Here is a 12,575-nt window from a genome sequence, read left to right on the forward strand (position 1 = left end):
GCGCGGACCAAGGGGACTAGTCAGGCCCGGCTTTTGGCGAATGGCGTGTGCACATCGCACGCGTGGGGTTTTCTGCTGTGGTACTGGGATTTGGGGGAGCAATGGACTCCCTGCCGAGATCAACGCGGAAATTCTCGGTGAGCGTCCCTCCGACGTTCTTCCTTTCAGCATGGCTCCGGCCATGTTGAGCCGGAAACCATTTTCTACCGGTCCTGTGTTGGGCGCACCCAATTGAAGTTCACTTCTGGATGTGGCGCCATAGCTACTAGCGGGGATGAGGCCTGCCCTGGGCTGGCATCTCGCAGAAGGTCACGTCGAAGAGGATCCCCAATTGGACGTTACTGCAACGCTGATCTGATGTGACCAGTGTCTGGTTGCGCCGGGTTTCCTCGGCGCGTTTCAGGACATAGTAGACCCTTGAGGCCGGATCATTCAGCGCCACGAGCATGGAGAGGAAGGACGCCAGCGTGGAGTTCCACTTTGAAGGGACGACCACATCGAATCGACGGCACGGACGGCTAGGCTATCGGAGACGAGATGGATGCAGCAGGTAAGAAGCCCCGCGCCTTTGAATTCCACTCAGGTGACTTTGAGGGCGGGGTTTGTTGTGGACCTCTCGTCAGCCGCTGGCACGGCGGTTGGGAACAGGTGGAGAGGGCCGGCCTCCACCAGACTTGGATCTGGGTGAGTAGCCGCGGATCCTGTTGGAATTGACCGTGGCTTGTTTGGGCTGGTCGTTGTCAAAACCGCACAGCACCGGGAGTTCGGCAGTTTACTCATCGGAGACGACGATGAACGTCAGTGGATTCGGAAGCGACTCCAGACAACTTTGGCACTGGTCGCAGCAGGTCTGCCCTCGGTCTTGACCCCGTCGGGGTCCCGGCCCGCGTTGAGGGCTGACCCACGAGTAGCAGCGCGAAGCCATTGCCCCTACCAGAACAGGCGTTGGCCTGTAGGGTTTCGTTGTCCAAAGGCAACGCGCGCTAGTGAATCCTGTGGCCGTTGCGGTCTATGGCGGTGGTAAGGCGATAGCTTTCCTGGCGCAAAAAACAACGAAGATATCGACATCCCCGTGACTCTTGATCAACTCGAATCTTCCAGGAATTGTCCTTTGAGATGTTGGCTAGCTAGTCCTGCGGCGACAGGGCCCTCGCATCTTTGGTCGCAGCCAACGTGCTCACGTCATTTGCCCTTGCCGGGACTCTGGTTTCGGTGCATTAGGCTGTTGGATCTTCAGGGTCGATGATCGGTGTTGTGGTCGCCAATCGTGATTTGTTGTTACCTCCTGTATCGCGCAGTTCCCGGGTCTGCGTCGTCGCACGGGGGGGGGGGGCAAGGCAGCTGGGATCAGCATCGAGTATGCGTCGGGGGATCCAGCGGATCATCGCTTGCACCAACCGAGGAGGACCACCCGTGTGATTTGTGGTCCGGCACCTAGGGCAGAGGTTGGGCCAAGGGAAGGCGGGATGAAGCCCTCCCGTACAACCGTAGACCTGCTCGGTGGGAGGTGGGTGCACTCCAAGGCGCGGCCGCGGTCCCTGCCTGGTTGCCCTGGGAAAACGCAACGGCACTGGGCGGGGGGAAGTTGCCTATGCGACCAGCGCGCTGGCCGACGCACCGGGCACTGAGATTCACTTGCTGTCGCCGAAGGATTCGGAGTCGAATGGCGTGGCGGAACGGATTGACTGGTTCTTCCTCCGAGGGGTCTTACCCAACCTGGACATCCTTGACCTAGATGACTTCAACGACCAGCTCGATGCCTCGCTACGAAGACCAACGCCCGCTGGACCAGATCCCGGCACAGAACGGACAAACGAGGGCTAGGTCCCAGATATTCACCGACCCGGCCCTCGTCGCCAGAGTGGCTGTGGTCCGTCGCGACAATCGTATTGTCCATACCAGGCCACCGGGGTAGGTTCTCTGGCAGGAACGTTTTCTCTCCGCCGAGGGCGATGTTTGCGGAGTCGTAGCCGCCAGCGACACCCGCAAGATCGCCGGGGTAGCCGGATGAGCACTCTGACGCCAAGGAGGGTAAGGACATTGAATATAACGCCCGCGCCCATCGGTCTCCACGGATCGAGACGGATACCGGGACCTCGCCGATACCTCGAGAGCTGCCGGGTGGACCACAAGGAGTACCTGATCACCCACCTAGGCCCCGCCTGAGTGGCCCGCAACTGGGGCAGAGAGCTGCCGAGCTGGCCAAACTACGCCGCCACAAACACCCGTCAGTTGATGAAGAAGCAACATTCCATTCGACCAGACCTACGCGACCCTGCACTTCCATCTCGTCTCCTCCCGGTAGGAGCGGGCCTTGCTGATCTTGGCCAGCAGCCAAGTCGTGGGCCGCTGGGCCGAGGTGAACGGTGATGCCACAATCGCCTCCTAGTTCTTACGGCACTTGAGAGCGGAGCTCCCACAGTGCGGATCCTGCCCAAGGGCAGAACCGTGCGTCGCGCTTACCTTGCACGGACACATAGTGGTGACACTTCATCACTTGGCGGGTAGGAGAACGTCCGTCGACGATGTGTCGTCACAAGCCAAGGAACGAGAGGTCATGAGGAGCACCAGCACTGGCGGTTACTGTGTGCCATTGCGCGCACATCAGATTCCCAGGGATACAGATCAGGAATGCCCCGAAGGTGGAGCGATGACGGCTGGCTCTGGCTGCAGATCTAGGGCCTTGGGATGCTGGCCGTCATCCGTGGTGCATGCCGGACTCGAAGGGATCGGTACCGATGGGGAACCGAGTCGTACCAAGATAGGGCCAGAGCTGCACTCAATGGGTGGGCTCACTTCGAGGGGAGTGGCTCGCACTTCACATTCGACGCCGGGACAGCAGTGATATCACAGCGCGACTACGCAGGTGCTTGTCTCCTCCGAAAGAGGGGCTACGGCTTCCAACCCAATAGAAGGCTCTGGAGGCCGGATGAATCACCATGCTGACGGCTGTCGGTGATGGTTGAAAAGTAAGATGCTCTGACGGCTGCGGAGTCCATTTGGGTCTCTTTCGAGGCTAGTTGCCAGGAGCTGGCGGGGTCGTAGAAACAGACAGGAATCGAAGTGCGCCGGGTGAAGTCCCGGTAACAGCCGGCTGGCGACTTCTGCCGTACGGTCTTTGATCATGATCATGGCGGGGAAGCGTTTCATACGGTGCCCTGTGTGGCGCCGTGGCTGGCGGCCTGTTCGTCCGGTGCGCAGTAAGAGGACAGGGCCGTTAGCCAGGTCCAGGCTTCGGCGACCGTACAGTGACTGATAAATGGTCTCCGGTACGAGCTTCACCTCGTGTCCACTAGGGTAATCAGCATGCAGCCGTTTGCCGATCTGGCGTGAGCTCCACCGTTGATTCAGGTGATCGCGCACTAGCCCCTGCAACGATGAGTTGCCAACAATCTTCCCTGCATGTTGACTGCAGCGTCGACGACCTGCACTCCGCTGGGCGGCATTTGCCGGAAGGCTCATGTAAGTTCCGCGGATCTTTCTGCTCACAGTCGACGGACTGAGCCCAGGCTCCCTGGCAACCGCGCGAATGCCAAACCGGGCATGCAATATGTCAGTGTTCGCGGCACGATCATCCTCAGACAGAAATTGAGCTGAGTCCACCGCTGGGCGATGTCCAGAGATGCGAGGGTACTTCTTGATGATCCCTGACGTGGAGATGACCCTGTGACCGTAGCGGCAGCGAGTGCCCGAACTACGGCTGATTCCTACAATCCTGCAGTCTTCGGAATTTCCCACCCCAGTTTCAATAAAAGATCATAGTGAGCACGCGCGGCGTTCTCAGCAGGAGCACCCCGCGACTTTCTTGCTCTCTTCATGTTTGCCAACTGCAACTCCTAAGGATGCGGGTGAAGTAATGACGACTGGACGTCAAGGAATGCGGCTGCAAATTTTCAGGACGGCGTGGGCACTTGAATTTCTGGGTACCGGTATTCGGGGGACGCAAGGATTCCTTGGGGTTTGCCCTTGTCGATGTAGTTAGTTCCCTTGAGCAGGACCGAGTGGGGTGGCTAGTGGAGTCGCGTTCCAGTCTTCTTGAAGTGTCGTGTTGCCCGGATGGTACTGGTAGACACGATCGGTGCCGGCGGCTGTTTGAGGAGGAACGTGTGCAGGGTGTGGCGGAAGCGTTAGTTCTTGCTCAGGGTGGTTGCTTTGTAGGGTTTGCGCGTGAACGGTTCCACGCCTGAGGGCTTCAACAATCCCACCAGCACTCCGCGTCTGCCACGCCTGCAGCGGCCCAAAGCCATGTCGTCGTCGGAGAGGAACTCTTGGGCTGCCCGTGGTGTTCCAGCACTATTCTTTGCGACCCTGATGGCCACCTCGCTGGTCTCGCCTGAGGCGACTAGCGAGGCCACCGTCAGGCGTGAATGGTCATCGATGATCTGAAAGGTCAGCACCTGGGCAGAGGTGAAAATCCTCCCAACGGTCGAGACGGAAGCGGTTTTCACTCCCTGGCGTTCGAGCGTGGCGACCACGCTCAGTGGACCGTGGTCCCAGCCCGATTTCCCTAGCGCCGCCCGGGTCGCCAGCAACAGCAGCACCCTGGGTCACTGCCAGGTCCCTGACTTCGCAGAACCGCGCCCGCGAGACCTTGTGCCTCCTGCAGAACATCGACACGGCCCGGGAGGGGGATCAGCACGCCAACTGACAACGGCAATGCGGTCTCTCGGAGCAGCATTCAATGCGGTCACGTACAGAGACAACGCTGGAACGGTCCACGATCTCATGAGATATTCGTGTCCAATACATCATGAGTCCTCACACCAAGGAATGCAGCGTTCAAGGCGAAAGCTGGTTGCTTGTGGCCACGATTACGCGGGCAGGACGCCTAATGGGATTTCACAGGGAATCGATGCGATGGACGAGAAAGGTGCCCAATGATGGACTGAAATGACGTCTCCAAGGACGGGGCGTTGGGATCTCTGCTCAGCGATTCACGCAAACGTGCTCGGCTCGGTTGTGGCTCCTCGGGCAGGTAAACCGATCGGGGGCTCGTTGGGTGTTTCACGTGAAACGATTGGCTGTCCAGCAACTTGGCTTCCTGCAATCTCAGGGATTCCTGCCGGTAGAAGGGCGTGCCCGGAATCTAGAACATGGGGATTCAAACGTTCCTACTCGACACTATCGGGGTAGTTACCAGCCGGAGGCTCTGGACAATTTGTCCCATTCGAGTACTCGTCAGGCTCCGGAAATTGATCTGAGCGTTACTCGCCGGCACGGATCTTGTCATCCTTGAAATGTCGGAGCAAATGATGATGAAGACATAGCGATTCAAGATTGTCGAAAGTGGTGCCGCCACTCTGGAAGTTCACAATATGGTCAACTTCTGAGGTTGCTGCCTTCGCCATGCAACCCGGGAATTGGCAATATTCACCCCTGATTCGCAGCATGGTCCGCATCGCCTAGGTGATTCTGTGGCGGCCCGGAGCCATATCGAGCGGCCGTTTGCTGATGGGATCTGTCAAGACCCTATACATAGACGCGTCTTTCTCAGTGAGGCGCGTGGCAACCTCCATGTTGCTGGGCCCGACGCCTTCCATCCAGGCTGGCTCGTTGCTCACCCCTAGGAGATACAAAGCGGATATTAGTACTACCGGCATGGCTTGTGGGAGCGGCCGGCCACACCACCCCCGTAGAAGCGGAGCCACGTGGTTCAGTAGATGTTAGTGGCGGTGACAGATCCGGCGGTTTGGAGGAGGGGTGCCAGTCGGGGAGGTTGCGAACGTCCGGATCCATGAAAGCTGGATCATCAAATACAGGGGTCTGCCACGAGTAAATGATGGTTCTGCCACGACAAGGACCGGAACCGTACTCGTCGTCAGGCGGTTCCTGATCCGTATGGACGGTGGGTGAGGCCTAATTGGATGTTTGCTGAGCACTAGCGTCGGCGCGTAGCTGGGTTAGTGTCCGCCGTTCGTGTGGCCCCTGAGATGCCCGGGCGGTGAGCGTACATTGATCCCAGATGCCTTCGAGTGTGGGGACGGGGCATAGAAACTGAGCCACGACATACCGTCTCGGGATCTGCTGACGCGCAGGGACCTGTCGGCGTAAGCTCGACGAGTGCGGTGGACTATGGTCTCCGGGTGTGCGCGTTCACGTCGACGTCGGGCCATTTCGCGGAAACTGTTGAGGTGAGCATCGCGAGCCTTGGCCATAAGTAGCTCGTCGAAGGCATCGATGCCTTCTTGGGCGGTTTCGGCTGCATGAAGCAAGCAGGTCTGTTCCGCGATAATGACCGCGAAGTCCCAACCGAGTTCGCCACATTCGATGGCAGCCAATGTAGAAGTCAGATCACGCACCAAGGCGCCGAACTGAACCTTGAGGCGCTCAGCGGCACCCTCGGCGACGTGGAGAGCGCCTGCCAGTTCAGCCTTGATTGCGGCGAGTGAGTTGGCCTGCTGCCAGGGGTCGAGCGTGAGGATCGATCCCTCGAAAGCCACGGATGATTGGAGATTCTCCACCAAGACGGCGACCCTGGCGGCACAGCGATTCTGATGTTTCTTCGAAGCTGCAATGGCGTCGGTGCAATCGTCGATCAGACCTCTGGCAGGAAATCCATTGTGAGGATATCAGCGGACAGCGGGCAACTATTGGGACTGCGATTCCAGCGATGCCCTCCGCCAGAGAAACTGTGGCGGTTGAACCTTCCCGATCGTTCGGGAAATTCAAAGAACTGCCCTTAGCTACCTTCCTGTCATTAGGTACTAGTAGTTAAATGTCAAGGTATTAATATGTGTATATATATTCCACCTGACTAATTGATGGAATGAAGCCGCCGTTCGAACACAAAGACGGCGCGCCGCCAACACGGTTTCACGTGAAACCGTCAAAGGGTGGTATTTCGACGACTTCAGCACCAAAGAAGAGTGAAACCACGGATACACAGCAAGAATTTTTGACGCTTAGAATCAATCTGGGAGAAGCCAGAAAGTACGGCTTAAAAAGCTGTGGACCGGACAATGTCCGATCCACAGCTTTTATGATTAGCAGCGGCCCATTGGGCCAAATGCGGCGTCTACTTCAAGACGTCTGCAAATTCCTTCTCGAAGTACTGCTTGGGGCGTGCACCGATAACGGTACCAGTGACCTCGCCACCCTGGAACAGGTATACAGCGGGGATTGAGGTAATTCCGTACTTGGCGGAGATGCCAGGATTGGCATCAACATCAACCTTCACGACCTCAACCTTGTCCGAGTACTCAACCGAGATCTCATCGAGGATGGGACCAAGTTTGCGGCACGGCCCGCACCACTCGGCCCAGAAGTCCACAATGACAGGCTTCTCAGAATTCAAGACGGTGTCGTCGAATGTTGCATCTGTTGCGCTCTTTGCGTTGCTCATAGCGAACTACTTTCTCTTAGGAATCCTGCTGGGCTAGGAAGTGCTCCACATCAAGGGCGGCGGCACACCCCGAGCCGGCGGCCGTAATGGCCTGTCGGTACGTGGGGTCGATTACATCGCCGGCCGCGAAAACGCCCGGGAGGCTGGTTTTGGAGGTGCGGCCTTCTACGGCGATTGTGCCGGCGTCTGTCAGTTCGAGTGCACCCTTGACGAGGTCAACGCGAGGATCGTTGCCGATCGCCACGAACACACCCGTTACGGCAAGTTGGCTCTTCTCGCCAGTCAACAGGTTGTTCAGTTGAACGCCAGTGACCTTTGCATCGCCTTCAACGGCAACAACTTCCGAGTTCCAGATGAACTTGATCTTGGGGTGGTTGAGTGCGCGATCCGCCATGATCTTCGACGCCCGCAAGGTATCGCGGCGGTGCACAACGGTAACCGATTCTGCGAACTTAGTCAGGAAGATTGCCTCTTCCATAGCGGAGTCTCCGCCACCGATCACGGCAATGTTGTGACCCTTGAAGAAGAAACCGTCGCAGGTTGCGCAGGAGCTTACCCCGTGACCTACAAGCCGCTTCTCACCTTCAACACCCAGCTCACGGTAGGCGGAACCGGTGGAGATGATGACGGTACGAGCCTTGAATTCCTGGCCGTCGGCCAGCGTGACAGTCTTAACGGCACCCTCAAGCTCGACTGACGTGACGTCGTCGTACATGATCTCTGTACCGAATTTTTCAGCCTGCTGGCCCAGGTTTTCCATGAGGTCAGGGCCCATGATTCCGTCAGGGAAGCCGGGGAAGTTTTCCACTTCGGTGGTGTTCATGAGCTCGCCGCCAGCGGTAACGGAGCCAGCTATCATGAGCGGCTTGAGATCCGCGCGGGCGGTGTAGATCGCTGCGGTGTATCCTGCGGGACCAGAACCTACAATGATGACATCACGGACATCGCTTGCGGGGGTGACTTGCGTGCTCACGGGTGGGTGTTCCTCTTCCTTCTTGATGGAACCGCACCAGGGCGGCCCACTGGGACCTTCGTTATCCACAACCGGCCCGAGGGCGCGGTTATTCCACCACGCCGGGCGCGGCACGAATATAGGCTACTTAACGCTGATTTCGGTGATCTTCAAACCGTACGGGTAAGAGTTGAACGGCTGAAGCTTGGGCAATTCGGCAAAACTGATAATGACGTACTTGGCCTTCACACCTGGCGCGGCAGTCAAGGTGAAATCAGGAGCACTGAACGAGCCGCTGCCGATCTTCGTGGCGCCCTCAAGCTCGGGCTTGCTGTTGGCCAGGATATTGAACTGTCCGCCAGTACCGGCAAGTTGGTTGATCGTCACGGAGCTGATGGTTGATTCTTCAGCAAGTTCCACCACCAGATTAATGCCCTCGGTGAGGTTGGCGAAGTCAGCGTTGGAGAACTCCACCGTGGGCCAGTACGTTGCCTTGTTGCCATCGAAGGCATCTTTCAGGCGCGGGTAATAGGCTTCGCTGTAGTTCTGAACGCCGTCGGCGTAGGTGGTGATGTCGGTGAGGTTCTTGACCACGGGAGCAACAGGGGCCGGTTCTGCCGGAGCATCCGAGGTCTGCTCCGCGGTGGCGTCCGGTGTAGTGGCGGCGGAGGTTGTGCCACCCGCTTGATTACTTGAACCGTCAAACAAGCTGCCGACGTGCTGGAAAGCGAAAATCAGCGCGCCAATCAACAAAACACCAACGATGGCACCGGTCAGGACACGACCACCGGTACGCGGAGCGTTTTCATCATCTTCATCGTCAAGCAATTCCGGCTCAGCATATTCATCGCCAGAGCCGCGCAATTCAGCCGGAAAGGTGCTCGCGCGGCGGGCGTCCGCGGCGTTTTCGTCATGATCCTCGTTGATGAATCCGTAGTCTTCCTCGTCCCAGAGAGTCACCTTCTCCTGTGCCGGAGGCGTTGCCGCGGCGGCTGCAACAGGAGGGACGACGGCGGCTGCCGGGGCGGGCGTGGAAGTGACCGCGGCGGTAGGCGCCGGAGTGGCTGCCGCTGGCCGCACAGGGGCAGCAGGGCGCACTGGTTCCCTAGTTACCTTGGGCAGTGCAGCTGAGGGAGGAAGCTGTGAATTGTCGTCATACACGTAGGCGCCACCGGCCGGCGCCGCATCGCGGGCCTTTCCGAAGATCTCGGTACCTAGGGTGTCGGTAAAGAACGGCTCTTGGTAGACGTCTTCGGCCGGTTCCGTGGGGACAACAAGATCCAGCAGGTCCGCCGGTGTAGTCCTGGAGGCAATGAGGTAGGTGCTGTTGTCCTGAACGCCAAGGTCCAAAATGGAGACGTTGGAGACGCGTGTGCCAATGGCCACCTCGCGTGAACTCTGTGTAAGGTTCGCGGAATTCTCAACAGCCGACACCAATATACTGACTGGTCGGTTTAGGACTTGGTCCAGTCCATCAAGGATGACGTCGTTCTCGGCTGAGGCCAAGATACGTCCGGTCACCTTGTAGCGGCCGCCCAGGATGGATCCCACATCAATAGGTTGTGGCACCAAATCCTCCTCTTAATGCACGGGGCTGGTGCGAGTTGTGCACGCGAAGCCATATTTTGACTGATTCTATAGGAAAATGCGGTAAGTTCCATGGTTGCGGTCTTGACAGGCCGCTACCACTTAAGGAAATTTTCTTATCTGGAAGGAAGGCGATTGCGAACCTTTGCAAGTAGGGGATTGAGTAGAGAGTCAACTTCGGCAACTCGCATTTGCTTCAGAACCACTATGTAGACCACGGCCATGAGGGTACCCACGACGGCGAGGGTGGCGGCGGCCGCGGGAATTGAGGACCACATGAATCCATTGGTCACGGAGCTGCCGAAGAGGCGCAACGCAAGTTCACCGATGATGCCGGCCGCAAGGGCTGCCACCAGGAAGCGCATGTGGGCGCGCATGATGAGTCCTCCGCCGTAATTCCCTAGCTTGGCGCGAAGGAAGAAATGGCTGACGATGGGCCCCAAGACATTTGTCAGGGTGTAGCTGGCCGCAAGCCCGTAGATGATGAACTCTTCGGGCAGCAGCGCCGCTGAGAGAGCCGAAGCCATGCCGATGCACACCATTATGCATTGGATGATGAACGGGGCGCGGGCGTTCTCCTGCGCATAAAACGCCCTGTTCAGGATGAAGTTAATGCTGTAGAACGGGGCTCCGATGGCCAGGATGGACAGCGTGATGGCGATCTGGCGACCCACGTTCTCGTGGCCTCCGCTGAAGAGCATGCCGAAGGGGCCGGAGAGGACCAATAAGGCGACAGCCGCAAAAACGGTGGCCATGCCCGTGGTTCGCAGTGCCGAGCCTAGAGAGCTACGCAGCGCTGACATGTCCTTGTCAGCGGCAGCATGGGCCATTGCTGTGAACATCACCGTGGCAATGGACAGGGCAATGATGGAGTGCGGCATGATGTACAACTCGGTGGCCCGGTTTAGCGCCCAGATTCCTGGGATGTTGGAACTGCTCCCGGGGGCATCGTCACCGCCGGCAGGGATGGTGGCAACTCGCATAATGATGATGAAGCTCAAGTTGCCAATGATCATGGTTCCCATGGTCCAGACGGCAACCTTGGCGGTGGCACCGAGACCGGTACCCTTCCACCCAAACTTGGGACGCAGGTTCAGGCCAAGGCGGTGCACCGGGATTAGCAGCACGGCCGACTGTACAACGATCCCGAGCGTGGCTGTCCCGGCCAACATCCAGGTCTGGCCCATGGTCCAGTTGTCTACAGTGTGCGAGGTGCTTGCGGAGCTGCCGGCAACAAGAATGAACACCAGGAGGCCAACGATGGCCACCACGTTGTTGACGACTGGCGCCCAGGCGTAGGCCCTAAATGAATTGTGGGCGTTGAGTACCTGACCAAGGAGGGAAAACAGTCCGTAAAAGAAGATCTGCGGCAGAAGGAACAAGCCAAAGATGATGGCCAACTCCAGCTTCTTGCCGGTGAATGAGGTGGACAACCCCATGATGGGTGCAGCGAGCAGCAAGACCACCGCAGTCAGGGCCAACAAGCCCAGAACACCCAAGGTCAGGAGCCTGGAGATGAAATCAGAACCCTTATCAGGATGCTTGCTGGCCTTGGCGATCTGTGGGATCAGAACCGCGTTGAACACGCCGCCGGCAATCATGAGGAAGATCAAGTTGGGGAGGTTGTTGGAGCCCTCAAAAATATTTGCGATGGCCGTGTCTGCGATCGCAATACCGAGAACGATTCCCTTGACGAAACCAAGAATGCGCGAGGCCAACGTACCGATGGCCATCGATGCACCCGAGCGGGCAGCGCTGGGCACACCCTTGCCTGATGCGGCCCTGCCCGGTTCAGGCTGACCGGAGGCAGCATTGCCGTGTTCCTCGTCCACCAAGCTGGCAATGGACGACGGCGCCCGGCCGGCATTGATGTGAGTGGCTGCGGGCTGCAGTTGGGTATGTGGCACTGCCTGCATGGCCGCCTGCGGGGAAGCTTGTACAGCTGTCAACATGGAAGTATCCAAACTGACTGGCGCAGAGGCAGACCGTGGCGCTGCATTGGGTTTCGGCGGGACGTTGACCCGTTCATGGCTAGACATTGTTTCCATCATCTCACTGGAGGCTCAAAGAGTGCTGGCAGCGGCCAATTCTTCGAGTGTGGGGACGAACACTGGTGCCAGTGGGTGGGCGCCAGACTAGAAGTGTTCGGGCAGCAATTCACGGGCCAGATCAGTGATGCGCCGCTCGTTGGGGAAAGAGAGCTTTTTTGCCAGCTCACCCAAGGGAACCCACGCAACGTCAACGGCCTCATGGTCCGGATCGTTTTCAATGGTCAGGTAGCCGCCTGTTGCGCGCAGCAGGAAGTGGTGAACGGTCTTGTGCACGCGGTGACCACTGACGGTGAACCAGTAGTCAATGCTGCCCAAGGTGGCCAGGACAACGCCAGCAATGCCGGTTTCTTCTTCAATCTCACGCACAGCGGCCTCAGCGTGCGTTTCCGCACCTTCCGGGTGACCCTTTGGCAGGCACCACTCGAGCCGGCCACCGCGATTGATGCGGGCAATGATCGCTACCTGGGGTACGCCGTCGTGCATCTCAATCACCACGCCGCCCGCGGAAACTTCTTCAACGGTGGGCAGCTGGCTCGGCGCGCTCGATGCTGCGGGCACAACCAGAGAACCCATTGCCGCTGGCAATGGATTCCTCTTCGGCGCGCGCGGCACGGGGTGAACCATGCAGTCCACTCTAGCTATC

At 58.4% G+C, this 12,575-nt stretch carries 9 protein-coding genes; all 9 read right to left on the reverse strand.

Going from position 1 to position 12,575, the window contains the following annotated elements:
• Positions 1-265 precede the first annotated feature (265 nt).
• The 9 genes from BLV41_RS15715 to BLV41_RS15760 all read right to left on the reverse strand — a co-directional run bounded on the left by BLV41_RS15715 (position 266) and on the right by BLV41_RS15760 (position 12,556).
• Positions 266-496: a hypothetical protein gene (locus BLV41_RS15715; RefSeq protein WP_139244347.1), complete on the reverse strand. Its 231-nt coding sequence runs from the start codon at positions 494-496 to the stop codon at positions 266-268.
• A 3,631-nt stretch (positions 497-4,127) separates the two neighbouring features.
• Positions 4,128-4,541 (reverse strand): hypothetical protein, encoded by a 414-nt coding sequence (locus BLV41_RS15720; protein ID WP_074712413.1) that lies wholly within the window; start codon positions 4,539-4,541, stop codon positions 4,128-4,130.
• 663 nt (positions 4,542-5,204) lie between these two features.
• The gene (locus BLV41_RS23070; protein WP_083360826.1) at positions 5,205-5,399 is read right to left on the reverse strand and encodes an HNH endonuclease signature motif containing protein; all 195 of its coding nucleotides are present in this window, start codon (positions 5,397-5,399) and stop codon (positions 5,205-5,207) included.
• Positions 5,400-5,900: 501 nt separating this feature from the next.
• Positions 5,901-6,461 carry a DUF222 domain-containing protein gene (locus BLV41_RS15730; protein WP_244517033.1) on the reverse strand — a complete coding sequence of 187 codons (561 nt, stop codon included), beginning with the start codon at positions 6,459-6,461 and terminating at the stop codon, positions 5,901-5,903.
• A gap of 554 nt (positions 6,462-7,015) precedes the next feature.
• Positions 7,016-7,342, reverse strand: coding sequence for a thioredoxin (gene trxA / locus BLV41_RS15735; RefSeq protein WP_044569813.1), 327 nt, complete (start codon positions 7,340-7,342; stop codon positions 7,016-7,018).
• 16 nt (positions 7,343-7,358) lie between these two features.
• Positions 7,359-8,315, reverse strand: a complete 957-nt coding sequence (trxB, locus tag BLV41_RS15740; protein ID WP_074712415.1) for a thioredoxin-disulfide reductase — start codon at positions 8,313-8,315, stop codon at positions 7,359-7,361.
• A gap of 123 nt (positions 8,316-8,438) precedes the next feature.
• Entirely contained in the window at positions 8,439-9,863 is a 1,425-nt protein-coding gene (locus tag BLV41_RS15745) for a hypothetical protein (protein ID WP_074712416.1), read from the reverse strand.
• A 134-nt stretch (positions 9,864-9,997) separates the two neighbouring features.
• Positions 9,998-11,833 (reverse strand): murein biosynthesis integral membrane protein MurJ, encoded by a 1,836-nt coding sequence (murJ, locus tag BLV41_RS15750; protein ID WP_170835485.1) that lies wholly within the window; start codon positions 11,831-11,833, stop codon positions 9,998-10,000.
• Positions 11,834-12,016: 183 nt separating this feature from the next.
• Positions 12,017-12,556 carry an NUDIX hydrolase gene (locus tag BLV41_RS15760; protein WP_170835486.1) on the reverse strand — a complete coding sequence of 180 codons (540 nt, stop codon included), beginning with the start codon at positions 12,554-12,556 and terminating at the stop codon, positions 12,017-12,019.
• Positions 12,557-12,575: the final 19 nt, after the last annotated feature.

This window comes from Arthrobacter alpinus, from assembly GCF_900105965.1.
Classification (GTDB): Bacteria; Actinomycetota; Actinomycetes; order Actinomycetales; family Micrococcaceae; genus Specibacter; species Specibacter alpinus.

Excerpts from the sequence above, each read along its gene's own strand:
- BLV41_RS23070 (WP_083360826.1), bottom strand. The coding sequence starts at position 5,399 with ATGCGGACCATGCTGCGAATCAGGGGTGAATATTGCCAATTCCCGGGT.
- trxA (WP_044569813.1), bottom strand. The coding sequence starts at position 7,342 with ATGAGCAACGCAAAGAGCGCAACAGATGCAACATTCGACGACACCGTC.
- murJ (WP_170835485.1), bottom strand. The coding sequence starts at position 11,833 with ATGTTGACAGCTGTACAAGCTTCCCCGCAGGCGGCCATGCAGGCAGTG.
- BLV41_RS15760 (WP_170835486.1), bottom strand. The coding sequence starts at position 12,556 with ATGGTTCACCCCGTGCCGCGCGCGCCGAAGAGGAATCCATTGCCAGCG.